Raw genomic sequence first — 22,115 nt, forward strand, 5'->3', positions numbered from 1 at the left:
AAAAAATAAAAAAATTTTCTAAATATTGTAATTTTACTTATAAAATGCAAAAAAAAATGTATAATATAGTAAGAAAACTAATTATAGTGATAATGTTGCGTTTTTTTTATAATATTTAGAAATATAACTATATTTCTAAATATTATAAAAAATAAAATTTGGATGATATATATTGTTTATATAATAAAAAGCAAGGGTATATAAAAAATACAAGTATATAAAAAATGCAATAATTAAAATTAACTAAAAATTAAGATAAATTAAAAATTTTGGAGGTATTGTTGTTATGAGAAAATTTGTATGCACAGTTTGTGGTTATGTTTATGAAGGTGAAAACTTGCCTATATCTTGTCCAGTATGTAATGTAGGAAGTGAAAAGTTTGAAGAAATGAATAGTAAATTAATATGGGCTGATGAACATAGAATAGGTATAGCTAAGGGGATAGATGAAGAAATACTAGAGGGGCTTAGAGCTAATTTTGTTGGAGAATGTACTGAAGTTGGAATGTATATAGCAATGAGCCGCCAAGCAGATAGAGAGGGATATCCAGAAATTGCAGAAGCTTATTTAAGAATAGCTTATGAAGAAGCTGAACATGCAGCAAAATTTGCTGAACTTTTAGGAGAAGTTGTTGTTGCAGATACTAAGTCTAACCTAGAAGCAAGGGTTGAGGCTGAATATGGTGCAACAGATGGAAAATTAAAACTTGCAAAAAAAGCAAAGCAATTAGGCTTAGATGCAATACATGATACAGTTCATGAAATGTGTAAGGATGAAGCAAGACATGGTAAAGCATTTTTAGGATTATTAAAAAGACATTTTAGCAATAAATAGTAAGTAAGGCTATCTTTAAAAGATAGCCTTTTTTACGCTCAAGGAAATTATGATACTTAAAAAACTGTGGATAACTATTGAGGTTTAAGTGTTTGCAGAGCGTAAAAAAGACATTTTGAGCAACGGAGAAAGTCGTTGGAGACATGAGCGAAGCGAATTTTTTATATATAAAAAAATTGTATAATTTATAAAAGTGATATAAATAGGCATAATTAAAATGAAATAAAATTTTAATGAAAAATTTAAACAAAAGTTATTTAAAAAAATTTTAAGTCATATTATAAATAATGGAATATAGATTAAAAACTTTTAAGTATCACAAAACTTGTCACAAATAGTTTATAAGAAATAGTAGAACAATAACTATAAATATATATTAAAATTTAGAATCTATATTAATATAAAGAAAATTATAAAAGGAGAGTCTAAATGCATTCACAAACTGAACTAGGAGTAAAACATGTCAATTCTTTATTATTTAAGTATTCAGTACCAGCAATTATAGGAATGCTTGTTAATGCTTTATATAATGTAATAGATAGAATGTTTATAGGAAAAATTCCTGGAGTTGGACCACTTGCTATAACAGGCCTTGGAATAACTATGCCAATAGCTACCATAATACTTGCATTTGGAATGTTAATAGGTATTGGTACAACTACTAACATATCTATAAAACTTGGTCAAAAGAAAAAATATGAAGCAGAAGTACTGCTAGGAAATGCAGTAACATTATCCTTAATAATAGGTATTATATTAACTATAATAGGTATTATATTTAGTGAAGATATTCTTATACTATTTGGTGCTAGTGAAAATACTTTAATATATGCAAAAACTTATATAGATATAATACTTGTAGGAAGTGTAGTTAACTTACTTTCTTTTTCACTATATCATTCTATAAGAGCAGACGGAAATCCTAGGATATCATCAGGAATAATGATTCTAGGGTGCATATTAAATGCAAGTTTAGATTATTTATTTATATTTATTTTTAATTTAGGAATACAAGGAGCGGCTCTAGCTACTATAATAGCGCAATGTGTAACGGCGATACTTACTATTTTGTATTATTTATCTAAAAAATCTAATTTAAAAATAAGGAAAAATAATTTAATATTAAGAAAAGATTTAGTAATTAGCACATTTGCTATAGGTATGTCGCCATTTTTTATGCAGTTAGCTGCAAGCTTAGTTCAAGTTATATCTAATAATGCACTAAGAACTTATGGCGGAGACTTAGCTATTGGTGCAATGACAACAATTTCTTCTATAGCTATGATATTTTTAATGCCTATATTTGGACTTAACCAAGGTGCACAACCTATAATTGGATACAACTATGGAGCTAAAAAATACAATCGAGTCAAAAAAGCATATTTAATGTCTTTAAGCGTAGCAACAATTATATTGTTTATAGGTACATTTTTTATACAAATGTATCCAAAATTTTTTATTGGATTATTCAATAAAGATGAAGAGCTTATGAAAATATCCATACAAGGAATTAGAATATATCTATTTATGATGCCAATCGTTGGTATATCAATAACTGGAAGTAACTTTATACAGTCTATAGGTAAGGCTAAAATTGCTATGCTCTTAAGTTTACTTAGACAAGTAATACTTTTAATACCATTTATATTAATACTCCCACAATTTTTAGGACTTAATGGAGTATGGTTATCTCAAGCTTTAGCAGATTTAATATCTACTATACTTACTATAATAGTCCTATATAAAGAATTAAGAAGTTATAAGATATTAAATGATGAAGGAAAAGATATATTAAAAGCTGAGTTAGAAGAATATGCATTAGAAAAAGAAAGTGATAAGGATGAAAAGTAGCTTATATTAGCTACTTTTTTTAATAGAAAGAAAATTATAATTTTTTCATTTTATATATAATTTGAAATATTTAATCTTTTATTGAAATATATGACAAATAGATTAATCTACACAAAAAATCGACTAAAAGTGCTAAAATATTATGATGAAAGTAATATTTATAAAAAGGTGGTGTAAGATGAAAATACTTATTGTGGGGAGGGTTGATTCTCTAATAAAATCAATAGCTCATAGATTCTATAAAGAGGGAAACAAAGTGTTTATTTTAAGTGATGATGAATTAAGAGAACCATATTATAAAAATTATAAACTAGATTCATTAAATTATAAATATGATTATATATTTAAAAATACACACTTTGATAAAGTTATATATATAAATCATAATATTGAAAGTAGTATATTGTTAAATATTTTAGAGTTATCTAAAACTTATGAAACCTCTCAAATTATAATGGTAAATTTAAAGAATAAAAGTAAAGAACATATACTTTGTGAGAATATTTTTAGAGAATTTAAAAGATTATATGATATAAATATGTCTATTTTATACATAGATAGAGTATATGGTGAAGTAAATTTAAAAGAAAAAGAAGATATAGTATTAAACATAATTAAAGATGTAGTAGATAATAAAAATAAGAATTATGATAATAGCTTAAAAAATGGATATATTCACTATTTAGATGTGGCAGAGGCTGTATATTTATTATCTAAATATAATAAAAATAAAGAGTATTATATTTGTGGGTATGAATTAGCTAGTGATAAAGACATATATAATTTAGTATTAAGTACTATAAAAAATAAAGATATCTATACATTAGAAAAAATAAATACTAAAGATTTTAAAGAATTTAAAGAAGATACTAACTTTTATATAAAATTTAGTTTAAGTAAAGAGATAATAACTATATACAATAAGTATATAAATGAATCTAATAGTACTGAAAAAATAAAAGAAATTAAAAAAGATAAAAAACAAAATGAATTTATAAAAGTAACTAAGCCCTATGTAGAAAACATAGGTATGTTTTTGATTGTATGCTTTATATCATCATTTTTATCTAGGAATAATTCAATATTTACTATAATAGACTTAAAAATTATATATATAATTGTAATAGGTATGATGCATGGAATGAAGCAATCTGTAATAGCATCTATATTATCTTGTTTATTATTAATATTAAACCAATTATCACAGGGAATATCTATTATATCAATATTTGTACTTAGTCAATCTTTAGTTCAAATGTTAATGTATGTATTGCTAGGAATATATACAGGATATGCTAGTGACTTTAAGAACAATCAAATAAAAGAATTAAAAAGAATAAATGAAGAAAAAAATAGTAAATATGAATTTTTAGAAGATATATACAACTCAACATACGAAGAAAAAAGAGAGTTAGAAGAAAAAGTTATAAGCTCTAAGGATAGTTTTGGTAAGATATATTCTTATGTAAAAGAGCTAGATAGTTTAAAGCCTCAATATATATTAAGATCATCTATAGATATTATGGAAGAGTTTTTAGAAAATAATAATATATCTATATATACTTTAAATAATGATTACTTAAGGCTTAATGTAAAATCTAATAATAAGGATTTTAACCCACTAAAAAGTATCAAAATAAATGATTTATACGAAGCTAAAGATAAACTACTAAATAAAGAAATATATATAAATAAAAACTTAAATCCAAAGTTACCTTCTATGGTAGCACCAATAGTAAAAGACAATAAAATAATAAGTATTATAATGGTAGATAAAATTAAGTTTTCAAAGATGAATTTATACTATCAAAATCTATTTAAAGTTATAGTAAGTTTAATTGAGACATCTATAATAAAAGCTTATAATTACGAAGAAGCAACTATAAAAGAAAGATATATAGACGAAACTATCTTTTTAAGAAAAGAGTATCTAAAAAGTGCCTTAAAAGTATGTGAAATATCTAAGAAAGAGAAGAAATCAGACTATACACTTTTAAAAGTTAATATGTTAAATGATATTAACTATTTATCTAAAGAAATATCTAAGTGCATAAGAAGTACTGATTTAGCTGGAGTATGTAATAATCATGTATACATAATACTTAATAATACTAATAAAGAAGAAAGTAGTATAGTAAAGAATAGATTACTAGGTAAAAATCTAACAGTAAAAATAGTAGATGGAGTAGATGAAGATGATTAAAATATATGTCATTAATTTTTTAATAGGTCTATTTATACTACTACTTATGAAAATTTTTAGAGTGAAAAATGCTTACACCAATTTCTTACTAATTATAGCTATTCCTTTTTTAGGCATTATATATATATTGTTTATCTATTTATTTAAAGCTTTTATTAAAAGTGACAATGGAAATTATTTAATAGATAAAGAAAATGAATATGATAGAAATATAAGCTTGCTTATTAGAGAAGCAGAGCTTAAAAATAAAAAAGACTTAATACCAATAGAAGATGCACTAAATTTAAATGACCATACTATAAAAAGAAATCTAGTTATAGAAATGCTAAAAGAAGATTCGTATAAATATCTAGAATTTTTATTAAAAGCACTTAAAGATGAAGATAGTGAAACATCTCACTATGCAGCAACGGCTATAACGCAGCTTAAAAGTAAGCTTACTGTTGCTATACAAGATATGGAAGTTGAGTATTATAAAAACTCTAAGAATAAAGAGGTGAGCAAAGAGTATATAAAAGCGCTCAAAGAATGTATAGATAGTAATTTAATAGACAAAAAAGAAAGAACGAGGTTAACTTATAGCTATAAATTAGCATTAGAAAACTATATAAGAGACATAGAAGATGATGAAAATTACTTAAATGAGCTTATAAAAATATATATAGATATTAAAAACTATGATAAAGCTATAATATATTCTTATAAGTATATGAAAAAATTTGTACAAAGTTATAAACCATATATGTTTTTATTAGAGGTTTACTATACACTTAACGATAAAAAAAATTTTGAAAAGGTTATAAAATCATTAAGAGAATCTGATATTAAATTAGACAAAGAAGGATTAGATATACTAAGATTTTGGATAGAAGGTGATAATAGTGTTTAGAAAAAGATTTATAATAACTTTTACATCTATAATTTTAGTTTTAGGTTTTTTAATATCTCTTATGAAAAATAACTATATATTTGATAAAATTCAAAATACAAAAACCACAAGCTTAGATAAAAAAGTATACACATCAAAAAAATATGAAAGTGCTAGTAAGAAATACACTGAAAAGTTTTTACTACTAAGTGATGAAAGTGAAGAATCTAAAAAGGTTGAAGGAAATTTTAATGAGATTATAAAATCTATGGATAAGTCTATAGTAAATGAAAATATTAAAAATTTTAATGGTGATATAAAGGGATATAAAGCAGTTATAATAAATTCTGAAAGATTACAAGAGTTTAGTTACTTAGATGAACTTATAAATTATGCTAAATCAGGAGGAAACTTAATATTTGCACAAAGGCCATTGATTAGTGATAATATAAAAAGATATTCAAGTGAATTAGGAATAGAAAGTATTAATGAGCTAATAGAAGCAGAGAATATGTATGTTAAATCTAATATACTTATAAAAGGTAAGGGCCTTAAAAGAACTGAAGATACAGAAAATAGCTCTTTAGATGTTAAGTTAAAAAAAGGTGTTAAGGTTCATATAAGTGCTGATAATAATATACCTCTACTTTGGGAGGAAGAGTTAGGTAGTGGTAAAGTAATATTTTCAAATGGACAGTTTTTAGGTGAAAAGTCTAATCGAGGTATATTAACTGGTATACTTTATAGAACTGGAGATGAGTTTATATATCCTATTATAAACTCTAAGGTTTTAGATATAGATGATTTCCCAGCTCCAATGCCTAATGGAAATTCAGATATAATTTATAAATATTATCATGTTAATGATGAAAAATTCTTTGTTAATATATGGTGGCCAGATATTGTTAGAATGTGTGAAAATTATAATGCAGTTCCAACAGGTTTTTTAATATACAATTACGAAGATGTAACAAATAATATAGAAAAGTTTAATGGAGATGTATATTCTAAAAATTTAGTAACTTTAGGTAGAAACTTACTAAAGGTTGGCGGAGAAATAGGTATACATGGATTTAATCATCAGCCACTTACTACTAATAAATACTTAGTAGGTAAAGAACTTGGATATAAGCCATGGAAAAGCTACGATGAAATGTTAAAAGCGCAGAGAGCGTTAAATAAATTTATACATGAGATATACCCAAACTATATAATAAGGGGATATGTACCACCATCTAATATTATAACAGAAGAAGGTATAAAAGCCTTAAAAAAAGGTATACCAAGTATTAATGTTATAGCATCTTTATATGTAGTAAGTAACGATGAACTAGCTTATGAACAAGAGTTTTCAAAAGGAAAAGATGGAATATACAATTTTCCTAGATATAGTTCAGGTTATGATTTTGAAGAATTTGAAAAGTGGATGATATACAATGGCATAACTATAAATGGAGTATTTTCTCACTTTATACATCCAGATGACATATTAGATCCAGAAAGAAATCATGGTATGAGCTGGGAAGAACTTAAAAAGGACTTTGAAAAAATTATGGAGATAGTTTATAAAGACTTTAGATGGTTAGAGGCTGATACTATATCTCAAGGTGTAGAATCCTTAGACACTTATCTAAAAACTAAAAGTGTATTTTCTTATGAAAAAAATAATATAAAAGGATATTCAAAAGATACTTCAAAGAATGATTATTATATACTTAGAAGTGATAAAGAGATAATAAAAACTAAAGGATGTAGTTATAAAAAAATAGATGAAGATATTTACCTTATACATTCAACTAATACTGATTTTAGTATAACAACAGGAGGTAAATAATATGAGGATATGTTTAATCGCAGAAGGAAGCTATCCATATGTAACAGGTGGAGTTTCAAGCTGGATTCAAATGCTAGTTAGTAGTATGAAAGAAATTGAATTTGTAATATATGCAATAAGTGCTAAAAATGATGAAGGTCTTACCTATAAGTATGAAATACCAGATAATGTTGTAGAAATTAAAGATATATACTTAGATATAGACGATAATAAAAAGGTTAAAAGTAAAGTAAAATTTAATCTTACAGATATAGAAAAAGAAGTTATAGGTAAGTTTATAGTAGGTGAATACTTTAACTGGAAAGATTTATTTGACTGCATAAATAGACTTAAAAATGTAAATACAGTGGATATATTAATGAGTGAAGATTTTTTTGATGTAGTAAGCGATATAGCAAGTAAATATTATCCACATATAATATTTAACCATTTCTTTTGGACTATAAGGTCTATGATGATGACTGTATTTGAAGTTCTAAAAAGTGATATACCAAAATGTGATATATATCATAGTGTATCTACTGGATATGCAGGATTAGTGGGAGCTTTAGGGAAATACTACAACAAAGATTCTAAGTTTATATTAACAGAACATGGAATATATACAAGAGAAAGAGAAGAAGAGATAATAAAGGCAGATTGGGTTAAAGGTTACTTTAAAGATAACTGGATAAGGTATTTTTACAATTTATCAAGAGCTGCGTATACTTACAGTGATGAGGTTTATAGTTTATTTGAAAAAAATAAAAAGCTTCAAATAGAATTAGAATGTGATAGGAATAAAATAAAAATTGTTCCAAATGGCGTAAAGCTTGATAGATTTAAAAATATAGATACTAAAAAAGATGATGAAAGTATTATATATATAGGTGCTATAGTAAGGGTAGTACCTATAAAGGATGTAAAAACTATAATACAAGCTTTTGTAAATGCAAATGAAGAAATGAAAAATATGAAGCTATATATTATAGGACCTATGGATGAAGATGAAGACTATACTAAAGAATGTATAGACTTAGTAGAATCGCTAGGTAATAAAAATATATTATTTACAGGAAGAGTAGATATATCAAAATATATAGGTAAAATGGACATGTTACTTCTTGGAAGTATAAGTGAAGGTCAGCCACTATCAGTACTTGAAGGTATGGCAGCTAAAAAGCCTTATATAACTACAGATGTAGGAGCATGTAAGGAGCTTTTATATGGAAATGATGATAACATAGGACACTGTGGAATAGTAGTACCTGTCATGGGATATTCTCAAATGGCAGATGCAATAATAAAGCTAGCAAAAGATGAAAAATTAAGAAAAGAAATGGGCGAAAATGGATATAAAAGAGTATCTACATATTATACGCAAGAACAGTTTATAGAAAACTATAGAAAAATATATGGAGAAATATAAATATGGCAGGAATTGGATTTGAACTTAAAAAGATAATAGATAAAGACGGATACTTTTCTAAAACTAGAACCTATTTTATGTCTTCTTTAATAACCATAGGTCCAATGATCATCTCAATATTGTCATTTTTAATTATGCAAGATATATTAAAAAAAGTTGGAGAAACCTACTTAAATATACAATTGTTTAGCTCTATAATAATATATGCATTTTTTATATCATATATATTATCTAATGGTATAAGTATGTTTATATCAAGATTTGTTTCAGATTGCATATATGAAAAAAAGATAGGATATATATTTGAATCTTTAATAGGAAGTATAATTATATACAGTATAAGTGCATTAATAATAACATCATTATTATTTATAAATTCAACTTTAGATATATATATAAAGTTGGCGACAGTTATGATAACCATAATAATAGGAATAATATGGATAGAAGTGGTATATCTATCAGCTGTAAAAGATTATTTAAAAATAGTTTTAGGGTTTGTAATAGGTATGTTAATTATAACTTTAGGAACCATATTTGGAATAAAGTTTATAAATATGCCTAAGTTATACATAGCACTTTTAGCTACTTTAATAGGATATATATTTATATCTATAATGTTTATAGGGATAATTTATAAAGCATTTGGATTTGATAGTTTAAAATTATCAAGGTGCATGAAATTTATGGAGAGTTTAGACAAGTATTTTGAACTATTTTTAATAGGAATATTTTTAGCATTAGGTGCATATTCTCATAATCTTATAATTTGGATGACAGATAGCGCCACAGTTGTTGATAATACTTTTAGAGTAGCCTCATTTTATGATGTTCCTAGTTTTTATGCTTTTTTAAGTGTTATACCAGCAGTTGTAATATTTACTGTAAAAGTTGAAACTTTAATATATCCAAAGTATAAAGAATTTTATAACTTTGTAAGAGATACTGGAAGTATCAATGAAATAAAAAGAGCTAAAAAAGAATTGATAGATTGTGTAGTAATGCATATGACTCATATGATAGAGGTACAGTTTATAGGAAGCTTTGCATGTATAGTATTAGGGTTTAAGTTACTACCATATATGGGATTTTTAAGTGATTCTATTGAAATATTTGGAATATTAACACTAGGAGCACTAGCATATATATGCATGAATTTTTTAATTATAATGTTGCTTTATTTTGATGCAAGAAGTGAAAGTTTAAAAATAGCAACAGTATTTTTAATAACTACAATAGTACTATCAATAATTACTGTATTTATTGGGAAAGACTTTTATGGATATGGATTTTTCTTTTCAAGTATAATATCTATGGTATTTGCTTTTAATGAAATAAATAAATTCTTTAATAGGATAGAATACCATATATTCGCAGACCAACCAATGTTTAATATAAAGAAAAAGGGCATATTTAGTAGTATATATGGTCTATTTAATAAAAACAAAGTAGTATAAATAAAATAACCTATAAAGTGGGTAACACAAAGAATCCACTTTATAGGTTATTTTTATAAATATATATTATCTAAGTTTTAATATATTACTTAACAGTTATTTCACCTAATTTAAAGTAATTAGGTATTATTTCATTATTATTAGCAAATTTTATGCTAGGTTTATTATTAGATGGATCTAATATAGATAAAGCTATATTATAATTTCCACTAGATATATGTGAAGGTAATTTTATAGAAGTATTAAAGTTTATATTTCCAGGTAACCAAGTTGTTATATCTTCATCAATATTTAAACTATAAATAATGTTATTATTTTTGTCTATTAATGAAATATTAACAGGCCATTTATAATAAAAAGGAGCTACACCTTCATTTTTTATATTAATATTAAGTTTAAGGTTATCATTAGGATTTAAGTTATTATTAAATTTTACAGTATCTATAACATATCTATAACCTAAGGTTTTTAGTATTTTATCAAAATTATATTGAAATTTCCCTTTTTTATCAGCAGGACAATTAGGGCCTATATAGGTTATATGAGTATCTTGTATTTGCTTTATAGTATTATCTACAGAAAAATCTTTTAAAAAATTCATTCCAGAGTTACCACTTGCAAATTCACCACCAGAAGGTGCATTTTTCCAAAAATCTTTCATAGAAGGTTGATTAACCTTTGTTAGCCAATCTATATATCCATCATTTACCCAAGAGATAAATTCTTTTGTAGATGGTTTATTACCAAGCATATCATTAAATAATCCCATATTATTATCTCTAGCTACTTTGAATGGCCTTCTCATTAATAATTTTTTATTATCAAAGTATTTTGTATAATGAGAAGCATAAATATTAGCTATATCTTGGCTAGGAAATGGGATAAAGAAATCATCTGACTGATAAGTATGCCACTCTCCCCAATGACCTATACTACCTAGAGCTACAAATGCAATTTCTGAAGATTTATTGTATTTATTTGCTAAAGCTTTTATGGCTTCTTCGTGATATTTGATTAATTTTTTATTTTCATAGTTTGGGCTAAATCCACTACCATAAGGTATGTTATACCAAGTTCCGTCCTTACCAATTTCTTTATACAACCAGTTAGGGATATACATTTTGTTTTCACTGTTAGGTAAGTCCATAACCAGTCTTATTATTATTTTTACACCTTTATTTTTCCAATAATCAAAGTTATATTTTTTTTCTATATAATCAAAATCGTATACTCCTTTTTTAGGTTCTAGTTCGCTAAAATATATATTTGCATAAACTAGTTTGTGTGGTTGAGTGTAATCTGTATATTGTGCATCAGGTGCCCATCCCATAAAAGGATTATTTAAAACTGCATCTGATTTAGGTGGAGTATATGTATTTTTAGTATTAGTTTTACAAGATACAGCAGTAGTTGATATAAGTATAAGTGACAATGATGTTAAAAGTGCTTTTATGCGTAGATTCATAATTTCCTCCAAATATTAGGTTCTATAGTTTATTATACCTAATATTTAATAAATTTAGGAATATAAAAATAAGAGTTAAATAGCTATAAATATAAAATATGTTGAAGTTTGTTAAAAAAAATACTATCATTAAATTAGCAGGATTTATAATATAAAGTCATAAGGGTTTTAATCTATAATAGATTTGTCTTTATGGCTTTTTGTATTAAAATTAATTTTTTGTTTATCAGAGGTGGAGTATGGAGAATTTAGAGTATTGGAAAAAGGAATGGATTAAAGTAGGTAAAGAATATATTTTAAACAAAAACACAGAAGATAAAAATATAAAGGTTTGGGATGAATCTTCAAAAAATTATGATGAAACAATTTGTAATAATAGAGTTAAGGATGTTATAGAAAATTTAAAATTAAAGGGATATATTAATGAAAATAGTGAGGTATTAGATATTGGCTGTGGTACAGGCTCATATTCTATAGAATTAAGTAAAATATGCAAAAAAGTATATGCACTTGATTATTCAGATTGTATGCTTAATATTTTAAAAGAAAAGATAAAAAGCAATAATATAGATAATATAGAAATTATTAAAGCTAATTGGAATGATATAAACTTAAACAAAGAGAATATGTATAAAAAATTTGACTTAGTAATAAGTAGCTTAAACCCAGGATGTTATAACCCAAATAGTTTATTAAAAATAAATGAAGCTTCAAACAAAAGTTGTTGTTATATAGCAACAGATGGAAAGTCAAAAGATGATGTTTTAGAAAAGGCAGATGAATTCATATTAGGAAAAAGGCTAGAATTTTGTGGAGTAAGTGATATTATATATCCATTTAATATATTATATTTTAGTGGTTATAGACCTAGTATTTTTTATACAGGTACTACTTGGAAATATAAAACAAGTTATGAAGGTTCAGTAAATAAATTAAAAAATAGATATAAAGATTACTTAGATAAGCATGAAATCATAGATAAAATAGAAAAATTTGTTAATAGAGAAATTAAAGATGGTACATTTTATCATGAAAGCAAAGTAACTTTAGGGGTTATTACTTGGGAAGTTATGTAAAAATATAAAAGAAAAATTAAATATCTAAATAATAATTACAAAATTTAGTATAATAGCAAATTTTAATTAGAAATTATAATTTTAGAAAAAAAAATATAAAAAAACTAATAATATGTTTATGATGATATTTTATGGGTATCTATAAACTATCAACAAGAAAGTTGAACTTACATAAAATATTAGTCAGGAGATGTTAAAAATGACATTTAAATCAGAAGTAAAACATATTGAAGAAGAATTAAAAAAAGATGCTGAATGTTTAAAGTATGAACATGAAAGCAGAAAAGAGTTTAAAGAAGAAAAGCACGAAGCACATAAATTTGCAAAAGAATTAAAGCATCAAATGAAAGAAGAAGATAAAGAAGCAAAAAAAGAAGCAAAAGAAATAATAAGAGAAGTTAAAAAAGAAGAAAAAGAACTAGTAAAAGAAGTAAATAAAGAATTAAAAGATGAGCTATTATAATTAAATGGATAATATATAATGAGCAACTTCATATTAATTGAAGTTGCTCATTTTTTAGTATTAAGAATTATTTATGATAGAAAAATTTTGGACTTTTATTTATATAGTAAATTTATGTTATTTTACTTTTATTAAGTAGATGTGTTTTATTAAATTAAGATAATTAATAAAAAATTATAATTTCGTAAAAAAGATAATAAATATAAAGCTTTAAAGGAAATTTATAGAAATATAAAGAATATATATAAAAAGTTTTAGTTATTAATATTAGATAATATGTAAATAATTAAATCATATAAATTTAAGAGGTGATAATATGAGCCATATAAGTGCTAAAAATGCTTATAAAAGCTTAGAGGAAAGATTAAATAAATTTCCGCAAGGGGTACCACCATCTAAAACACTTTATGACATATTAAAGGTACTATTTACAGAAAGGGAAGCAACTTTAGTAGCACAACTTCCAATAAGACCATTTAGAGTAAAAACAGCAGCTAAAATATGGAGTGTAAGTGATAGTGAAGCTTTAAAAATATTAGACTCACTTGCTGCAAAGGCAATACTTTTAGATCTAGAAGATGATAAAGGTAAAAAATATATTCTGCCACCTCCTATGGCAGGTTTTTTTGAGTTTGCACTAATGAGAACAAGAAATGATATAGACCAAAAACTTTTAGGTGAACTTTACTATCAATATATGAATGTAGAAGAAGATTTTATAAAAGATTTATTTTATTCGGCAGAAACTAAATTAGGAAGAGTTTACGTTCAGGAAGAAGTTTTAACTAATGATGATGAAATAACTATACTTGATTATGAAAGAGCAACACATATAATAGAAACTGCAAGCCATATAGGGGTTAGTATGTGTTATTGTAGACATAAAATGGAACATGTAGGAAAGGCTTGTGATGCACCTATGGATATATGTATGACCTTTAATAATACTGCAAATTCTTTAATTAAAAATAACTTTGCAAGAAGAATAGATGTATCTGAATGTAAGGAATTACTTCACCAAGCTTATGAAAGTAATTTAGTACAATGTGGAGAAAATGTACAAAAAGGAGTAAATTTTATATGCAATTGTTGTGGATGTTGCTGTGAAGCATTAGTTGCTGCAAGAGAGTATGGAAGTTTACAACCAGTAGCTACTAGTAGCTTTATACCGTATATAGATTATGATGAGTGTATAAACTGTAAAAAATGTCTAAATACTTGCCCTATATATTCAATAGTAGAAGTAAAAGAATTAGACAAAACTACTATAAAAATAGATGAGGATATATGCTTAGGATGTGGAGTGTGTGCAAGAAGCTGTCCTAAAAAATGTATACATCTAAAAAAGCGAAAAGAAAAAATAATAACTCCAGCATCATCAGCTCACAGAGTAGTACTTATGGCTATTGAAAAAGGACAATTACAAAATTTAATATTTGATAAAGGAGCACTTCATAGTCATAGAGCTATGGCTTCAATACTTTCTAGTATACTTAAGCTATCTCCTATACATAAAGCTATGGCAAGTGATCAGATGAAATCTATATATTTAGATAGATTACTTAGAGTAAAAAAATAAAAATTATACTTAGTAATCTTAAGATTATTACTTAAAATAAAAGAAAAAATAGATATAATTATTATATAAATAAAAGGGTAAGGGGATAAGGTAAATGCAAAAATCAAAAGTATATTTTACTAATTTAAGAACAGACCAAAATACAAGTTTACTTATGAAATTAGAAAATCTTATAAAAAAAGCAGGTATAGAAAATATTGACTTTAATGGAAAATTTAGTGCTATTAAAATACATTTTGGAGAACCAGGAAATCTTGCATATCTAAGACCAAACTATTCTAAAGTAGTTGTAGATTTAATAAAGAAAAATGGTGGGAAGCCATTTTTAACAGACTGTAATACTTTATATGTAGGAAGAAGAAAAAATGCACTAGAACATTTAGATGCAGCATATGAAAATGGATATAATCCATTTTCAACAGGATGTCATGTAATAATAGGTGATGGACTTAAAGGAACAGATGAAGTCAACGTTAAAATAGACAAAGAATATATAAAAGAGGCGAAAATCGGTCAAGCAATAATGGATGCTGATATATTTATATCTATGAACCATTTTAAGGGTCATGAATCAACTGGATTTGGAGGGGCTCTTAAAAATATAGGAATGGGCTGTGGTTCTCGAGCTGGTAAAATGGAAATGCACTGTAGTGGAAAGCCAAAAATAAAAGAAAGAAAATGTGTTACTTGTGGTGCATGTGTAAGAATATGTGCACATGATGCCATTAGTTTTAATGAAAATAAAAAAGCAGTAATAAATCATGATAAATGTGTAGGCTGTGGTAGATGTATAGGAAATTGTAATTTTGATGCAGTAGGTACTACAACATTTGAAGCTAATGATATATTAAATAAAAAGATAGCAGAGTATACTTATGCAGTACTTAAAGATAGACCACATTTTCATATAAGTTTTGTAATAGATGTAAGCCCTAATTGTGATTGTCATTTTGAAAATGATTTAGCTATAATACCTGATGTAGGTATATTTGCATCATTTGATCCAGTAGCACTTGATATGGCTTGTGTAGATATGGCAAATAAGCAAAGTGTAATAAATGGAAGCTACTTAGATGAGAAAAAGCATCATACACATGATCATTTTATAAATACACACCCTGAAACTAACTGGGAAGTATGTATTGATCATAGTGTTAAGCTTGGAATAGGAAATAAAGAGTATGAATTAATAGAAGTATAAAACAATAAACTAGCTTAAAGTCTATACTAGATCTGAGCTAGTTTTTTTGTTTTATTAATTCTTATATATACAAATATATAAAACAAAGGATAAAATTAAATATTTTAAGATAATTATATAAAAAACTATTTACTCTAACATAATGTTATAGAATAGAATTTCATTAGGAGGTGTAAAAATGTATAAAATAAGTGAGGTATCAAAATTAACAGGCATAAGTGTAAGAATGTTACACCACTATGATAATATAGGAATATTAAGGCCAAGTAGAGAAGTTGAATCTAATTATAGATATTACAGTGAAGATGATATATTAAGACTTTATCAAATACTAGTATTTAAAGAATTAGACTTTAAATTAAGCGAAATAAAAAATATATTAGATGATAAAAATTTTGATATAGAAAATGCCTTAAGGGTACAAAGAAAACTTATAATGAAAAAGAAAGAAAGGCTAGAAAATATAATAGATTCTATTGATGAAACAATAAAAAATTTAGGAGAGAATAATATGAGTAAAAAGAATTTTAACGCTTTTAGTTATGATGATATTAAAAAGCATGAAGAAAAGTACAAAGAAGAGACAGAAAGAAGATATAAAGATAGTGATGCTTATAAAGAAAGTAGGGAAAAAACATCTAAATATTCAAAAGAAGACTGGGAAAAAATAAGTGAAGAAGCTAATAATATATATATTGAGCTAGCAAATTTAATGGATAAAAATCCAGATGATGAAGAAGTTCAAGTATTAGTACAAAAATGGAGAGATCATATAAGCAATAATTACTATAACTGTACGGTAGAAATATTTAGAGGATTAGCTCTTATGTATGTAGCAGATGAAAGATTTACTAAAAATATAGATAAGTATAAAGAAGGGCTTGCTAAATTTTTAAGTGATGCTATGAATGTTTATTGTGATAATAAAAAGTAATGATAATTTTAAAATACTAAAAATATTAATAGATAAAATGTTTGTTGACAAATAATGTATAAATATATACTATTTATATTGAAAAAAGAATTATTAAATTTAGAAATTAAGCCATGAAGGTTTACACGAATAATATAAGTGTATCTTCATGGTTTTTGTTTTTGGGGGAGAAAACTTATGAAAACTTGGGAAGAAGTAATTAAATTTCATGGACACGAATGTCCAGGGTTAGCTATAGGGTATTTAGCTGCAAAAGGAGCCAAAGAATACTTAGAATTAGAATTTTCTGGGGACGAAGAGATTGTTTGTATAGCTGAAAATGATGCATGTGGATTAGATGCAATACAATTAATGCTTGGGTGCACTGTAGGTAAGGGAAATTTACTTATAAGACTTAGAGGAAAAAGTGTTTATCATTTTTATAATAGAAAAAATAATAAATCTGTTAGAATGTCATTAAAAAACAAAAGTAAGAACTTATCAAGAGAGGAATATAAAAATTTTTTGATAAAGGCTGATCCAAAAGATTTATTTGAATTTAAACCAACTAATATAAAACTTCCAGAAAAGGCTAGATTATTTTTATCCGATACTTGTGAAATATGTAAAGAGAAATCATCGGAACAATTTATAAGACTTCAAGAGGGAAAGAAGGTTTGCTTAGATTGTTACAGTGATTATAAAAGATTTTTTTAGATATTACTAAGATGGAAATAATTTATCAAATGGAGGAGATATTCTATGAATCAAGTACAGTTTTTTGATAGTATAGCAAAAGATTGGGACAACATAATAGAAGTAAATGAATTAAAAATAAATACTCTTTTATCTAAGATAAATATTAAAGATAATCAAAGTATATTAGATGTAGGAACAGGAACTGGCGTATTAATACCTTTTTTAAAAAAATTAAATAAAACTGGATTTATAAAAGGTGTTGATATATCTACTCAAATGCTAGGTATAGCAAAAGAAAAGTTTAAGGATACTAAAAATTTATCCTTTGAGGTACTAGATGTTGAAAACGATAAGGTATATGAAAAGTTTGATAAAATAATTTTATATTCAATGTTTCCACATTTACAAAATAAAACTTTAACTATTAAATCATTAGTAGAAAATAATTTAAAAGAAAATGGGCAACTTATGATAGCTCATTCTAATAGTAGAGAGTTTTTAAATAATATGCATAAAGAAAAAGATGAAACTGTTAAAAATGATAGGCTTATATGTGTTAAAAAACAAAAGTCATTATTTGAAGATGTAGGGTTAAATGTAAGTGAAGCTTTTGAAAATGATGAAATTTATTATTTAATAATAGATAAAAATTAATAATTTAGATTTTAGGGGGATATTTTTATGAAAACAAAAAAAATAATTTTATCGGGGATATTTATTGCATTTGGAATTATATTACCTATGTTTTTCCATACATTTAATATGGCAGGATCAATATTTTTACCAATGCATATACCAGTTTTAATAGGTGGATTTTTATTAGGACCACTTTATGGAGGATTAGTAGGATTATTGACACCTATATTAAGTGGGTTTATGACAGGTATGCCACCATTAGTTCCAGTTATGCCTATAATGGCTTTTGAATTATGTGCATATGGAGTTATAAGTGGATTTTTATTTGAAAAAACTAATAAAATATATATAAGTCTTATAGGTGCTATGATAGGTGGTAGATTATTTGCTGTTTTGGGGGCATTCATTGTTTCTTTAACTATAGCACCAAAAGTTAGCCCATTTATGTTTGTATTTGGAAATTTAGCTAAAGCTATTCCTGGAATGCTTATACAACTAATATTTATTCCAATTTTAATTAAGTTTACAACTAAAAATCCAGAGATAAAGAGAAGTTTAGCTTCTTAAAATTATATAAGATAAAAAAATAGATTTTCAAAATATTAAAAATAAAAGAGTAGGTAAAAATTTACCTACTCTTTTATTTTATAAAATATAAAAATTTATATATATCTATTAATTTTGAATACTCTCACTACCAATATTTTTAATTTTACTTTCAGGCATTTCACTAGAAAAATTCCAAGGATCTCTTACGATTAATTTGTTTGCAAATGGTATGAAAGTTGAAAGTAGTGTTGAAACCAATAACAATTGACAGAACCAAACTAAAGGCATAACTTGCATAGGAGATACTTTTCCATTTGTGAAACTAGTTAAAATCAACATTTGAGCACCATAAGGTAAAAATCCTTGTAAAATAGAAGAAACAGTACTTAAAATAGCAGCGCTTCGTCTAGGGTCAACTTTGTATCTATAACAAAGTTTTTTAGCTACAGGTCCATTTATTATAATGGCAACTGTATTATTTGCAACAGCTATATCTGTTAAGGCAACCAAAACACCTATACCAATTTCTGCTGATTTTTTATCTTTAATAAACTTTTGAACAGCTACAAGAAGTGCCTCTATACCACCAGCATGAGTTACCATTTCGGCAAGACCACCTGTTAAAAGAGATAATAAGAAGATATCTGTCATATTTGTAAAACCTGTATAAATACTTTTTACAAAAGTTAATATTGTTAAATCCCCATAATACATTCCTATTGCTCCAGCTAAAAATATTCCCCCAGTTAAAACTAAAAATACATTCATTCCAGCAACTGCTAATACCAATACAAATAAATAAGGTAAAACTTTAACTAAGTTAAAATCATAAGCTTGAATTGTAGTAGGAACTTCTGGCTTACCAAATACAAATAGTAAAACAATTGTAATAATGGCAGGAACCAAACTTAAATAAAAGTTTATTCTAAACTTATCTTTCATATCACATCCTTGAGTTCTTGTAGAAGCTATTGTAGTATCTGAAATTATAGAAAGGTTATCTCCAAGCATGGCTCCACCTAAAACACAAGCCATTACAAGAGGAAGAGAAGCACCAGTTTTTTCAGCTACTGCAACTGCAATTGGACCAATTGCTGCAATACATCCTACTGAAGTACCTGTAGCAGTAGATATGAAACCAGAAATTAAAAATATACCAATTACGATAAATTGTGAAGGTATGTATGTTAAACCTAAGTTTACTGTTGAATCAACGCCACCCATTTGTTGACAGACACTAGCAAAGGCTCCAGCTAATAAATATATTACACACATTATTATAATGTTTGAGTTACCGCAACCTTTAACGAAAATATCAAATTTTTCATCAATAGAACCTTTAATTAAGAAAAAAGCTGCTAAGACACCACAACTGACAGCTACTGGTGCTGGGAATTGATAAAAGGCCATTTCTACGCCTTGAGCTTGAAGAATTATACCACTTCCTAAATAAACTGCTATAAAAACTAAAAATGGAATTAAAGCTTTAAAACTCGGTTTGACTTTTTCTTCTTTTCTCATAAGAATTCTCCTTTTGAATTAAAATTGTGACAATTAAGACTTTAAAAAAATTGAACCTAGCTTAATTAAACTAGGTTCAATTTTAAAGCCTAAAGTAAATCTAAGGCTTGTTTTAAATCATCTATTATATCTTCAGGGTCTTCAAGACCTACAGAAATTCTTATTAATCCATCTGAGATTCCAGCTTCAGCTCTTTCCTCAGCTGTATAAGGAGAGTGAGTCATTGAAGCAGGATGTTGTATTAATGTCTCGCAATCACCTAAGCTAACTGCAAGAGTACATAATTCTAAAGAGTTAAGTAATTTTTTACCTGCCTCTAAGCCACCTTTAACTTCAAATGCTATCATACCACCTGGTAAATGCATTTGTTTTTTAGCTAATTCACGTTGAGGGAAGCTTTCAAGTCCAGGATAGTTAACTTTTACTACATTTTTATGTCCTTCTAGGAATTTAGCAACTTCTAGTGCATTTTTACTATGTTTATCCATTCTGATTTGTAAAGTTTTCATACCTCTTAATATTAAGTAAGCATCAAATGCGCTAAGTACAGCACCTGTCATATCTTTAACACCAAATAATCTTACTTGGTTTATAAAGTCTTGTTTACCAACAACAAAACCTGCTATAACGTCTCCATGTCCGTTTAAGTACTTAGTTGCAGAGTGAAGTACAACATCAGCTCCCCATTCTAGAGGTCTTTGTATGTAAGGTGTACAGAAAGTATTATCTACCATAACTATACAATCTTTCTTTTCATGAGCTATTTTAGCAACAGCTTCTATATCTATTAATTTTAAGTCTGGATTTGCTGGAGTTTCTAAATAAACAACTCTAGTATTTTCTTTCATAGCAGCTTTAATTTCTTCTAAATTAGTAGCATCTACAAAAGTTACTTCAACTCCATATCTTGTTAAGCCATGATTTAATAATGCAAATGTACATCCATATAATGTCTTAGACGCAACTACATGGTCTCCTGCTTTTAAGGCTGTCCATAATGCTGAAGATATAGCTCCTATTCCTGATGCAGTAGACATACAAGCCTCTGCGCCTTCTAGTAAAGCTACTTTTTCTTCTAATTGAGCATTAGTTGGATTTCCTAATCTTGAGTATATGTATCCACCTTCTTGAAGTGCAAATCTTCTTCCACCTTGTTCAGCACTATCAAATACAAATGTTGATGTTTGGCATATTGGTGTAGTTAATGCTCCAGATACAGGATCTTTATGATGTCCTCCATGTATCGCTTTTGTAGCAAATCTTTTGTTTTTTAAGTTTTCCATAGTAATTCTCCTCCTAGATTTTGATTAATATAGTAGTGTCTTACTTCATGAAAACGATTGCTGCTGTTTTCTTTTTTAATATAACACTATTGTAATTTATTGGCAAATTAAAAAATAGGTATGAAACTTAAAATAATAAAAATTTTTTAAACTTAATTTAGACAAATTTTGACTTTAGATTATTTAGGCTTAAAAAAAATTTTATATATATAAATTTTACTTTATTTATTAAAAAATTAATACAAATTTTACTTTATTTATTTAAAAATTATTC

Annotated in this window: 18 protein-coding genes; 15 read left to right on the forward strand and 3 right to left on the reverse strand. The window is 26.0% G+C overall.

Features of this window, described 5'->3' with window-relative positions:
• Positions 1 to 286 precede the first annotated feature (286 nt).
• The 7 genes from I4U66_RS13880 (at position 287) to pelG (ending at position 10,456) form a co-directional block, all read left to right on the forward strand.
• Positions 287 to 835, forward strand: a complete 549-nt coding sequence (locus I4U66_RS13880; RefSeq protein ID WP_092926186.1) for a ferritin family protein — start codon at positions 287 to 289, stop codon at positions 833 to 835.
• Positions 836 to 1,264: 429 nt separating this feature from the next.
• Positions 1,265 to 2,686 (forward strand): MATE family efflux transporter, encoded by a 1,422-nt coding sequence (locus I4U66_RS13885; protein ID WP_195929234.1) that lies wholly within the window; start codon positions 1,265 to 1,267, stop codon positions 2,684 to 2,686.
• Between the two features lie 178 nt (positions 2,687 to 2,864).
• Positions 2,865 to 4,889: an NAD(P)-dependent oxidoreductase gene (locus tag I4U66_RS13890; protein WP_195929236.1), complete on the forward strand. Its 2,025-nt coding sequence runs from the start codon at positions 2,865 to 2,867 to the stop codon at positions 4,887 to 4,889.
• Complete coding sequence (locus I4U66_RS13895; RefSeq protein ID WP_207743640.1) at positions 4,882 to 5,778, forward strand: hypothetical protein; 897 nt, start codon at positions 4,882 to 4,884, stop codon at positions 5,776 to 5,778. The genes I4U66_RS13890 and I4U66_RS13895 overlap by 8 nt, the downstream gene beginning before the upstream one ends.
• Entirely contained in the window at positions 5,771 to 7,591 is a 1,821-nt protein-coding gene (locus I4U66_RS13900; RefSeq protein WP_195929240.1) for a DUF2194 domain-containing protein, read from the forward strand. The genes I4U66_RS13895 and I4U66_RS13900 overlap by 8 nt, the downstream gene beginning before the upstream one ends.
• Position 7,592: 1 nt before the next feature.
• Positions 7,593 to 8,999 (forward strand): GT4 family glycosyltransferase PelF, encoded by a 1,407-nt coding sequence (pelF, locus tag I4U66_RS13905; protein ID WP_195929242.1) that lies wholly within the window; start codon positions 7,593 to 7,595, stop codon positions 8,997 to 8,999.
• A gap of 2 nt (positions 9,000 to 9,001) precedes the next feature.
• Complete coding sequence (gene pelG / locus I4U66_RS13910) at positions 9,002 to 10,456, forward strand: exopolysaccharide Pel transporter PelG (RefSeq protein ID WP_195929243.1); 1,455 nt, start codon at positions 9,002 to 9,004, stop codon at positions 10,454 to 10,456.
• Between the two features lie 85 nt (positions 10,457 to 10,541).
• Here pelG and I4U66_RS13915 read toward each other — a convergent pair whose 3' ends face one another.
• On the reverse strand, positions 10,542 to 11,921 hold the full coding sequence (locus I4U66_RS13915; protein WP_195929245.1) for a DUF4832 domain-containing protein: 1,380 nt from the start codon (positions 11,919 to 11,921) through the stop codon (positions 10,542 to 10,544).
• A 239-nt stretch (positions 11,922 to 12,160) separates the two neighbouring features.
• Here I4U66_RS13915 and I4U66_RS13920 point away from each other — a divergent pair, with 239 nt between their 5' ends.
• The 8 genes from I4U66_RS13920 to I4U66_RS13955 all read left to right on the forward strand — a co-directional run bounded on the left by I4U66_RS13920 (position 12,161) and on the right by I4U66_RS13955 (position 19,055).
• Positions 12,161 to 12,997, forward strand: a complete 837-nt coding sequence (locus I4U66_RS13920) for a class I SAM-dependent methyltransferase (RefSeq protein WP_166505286.1) — start codon at positions 12,161 to 12,163, stop codon at positions 12,995 to 12,997.
• A 199-nt stretch (positions 12,998 to 13,196) separates the two neighbouring features.
• Positions 13,197 to 13,460, forward strand: coding sequence for a hypothetical protein (locus I4U66_RS13925; protein ID WP_092926167.1), 264 nt, complete (start codon positions 13,197 to 13,199; stop codon positions 13,458 to 13,460).
• A gap of 316 nt (positions 13,461 to 13,776) precedes the next feature.
• On the forward strand, positions 13,777 to 15,039 hold the full coding sequence (locus tag I4U66_RS13930; protein WP_195237110.1) for a 4Fe-4S dicluster domain-containing protein: 1,263 nt from the start codon (positions 13,777 to 13,779) through the stop codon (positions 15,037 to 15,039).
• A 94-nt stretch (positions 15,040 to 15,133) separates the two neighbouring features.
• Entirely contained in the window at positions 15,134 to 16,240 is a 1,107-nt protein-coding gene (locus tag I4U66_RS13935; RefSeq protein ID WP_195929247.1) for a DUF362 domain-containing protein, read from the forward strand.
• Positions 16,241 to 16,418: 178 nt separating this feature from the next.
• Positions 16,419 to 17,174 carry a MerR family transcriptional regulator gene (locus tag I4U66_RS13940; RefSeq protein ID WP_195581053.1) on the forward strand — a complete coding sequence of 252 codons (756 nt, stop codon included), beginning with the start codon at positions 16,419 to 16,421 and terminating at the stop codon, positions 17,172 to 17,174.
• 177 nt (positions 17,175 to 17,351) lie between these two features.
• Complete coding sequence (locus I4U66_RS13945; RefSeq protein WP_195581054.1) at positions 17,352 to 17,870, forward strand: FmdE family protein; 519 nt, start codon at positions 17,352 to 17,354, stop codon at positions 17,868 to 17,870.
• A gap of 45 nt (positions 17,871 to 17,915) precedes the next feature.
• The gene (locus I4U66_RS13950; protein WP_195581055.1) at positions 17,916 to 18,506 is read left to right on the forward strand and encodes a class I SAM-dependent methyltransferase; all 591 of its coding nucleotides are present in this window, start codon (positions 17,916 to 17,918) and stop codon (positions 18,504 to 18,506) included.
• Between the two features lie 27 nt (positions 18,507 to 18,533).
• Positions 18,534 to 19,055, forward strand: a complete 522-nt coding sequence (locus I4U66_RS13955; RefSeq protein ID WP_195581056.1) for an ECF transporter S component — start codon at positions 18,534 to 18,536, stop codon at positions 19,053 to 19,055.
• A gap of 108 nt (positions 19,056 to 19,163) precedes the next feature.
• Here the strand turns inward: I4U66_RS13955 and I4U66_RS13960 are convergent, their stop codons facing one another.
• Together I4U66_RS13960 and megL are read right to left on the reverse strand one after the other, a co-directional pair.
• A complete protein-coding gene (locus tag I4U66_RS13960) occupies positions 19,164 to 20,558 on the reverse strand; it encodes a Na+/H+ antiporter NhaC family protein (protein WP_092926153.1) in 1,395 nt (464 codons plus the stop codon).
• 89 nt (positions 20,559 to 20,647) lie between these two features.
• Entirely contained in the window at positions 20,648 to 21,841 is a 1,194-nt protein-coding gene (gene megL / locus I4U66_RS13965) for a methionine gamma-lyase (RefSeq protein ID WP_195237117.1), read from the reverse strand.
• Between the last annotated feature and the right edge of the window lie 274 nt (positions 21,842 to 22,115).

Origin of the sequence: Romboutsia sp. D33t1_170424_H2 (assembly GCF_015669105.1) — a bacterium.
GTDB lineage: Bacteria > Bacillota > Clostridia > Peptostreptococcales > Peptostreptococcaceae > Romboutsia_C > Romboutsia_C hominis.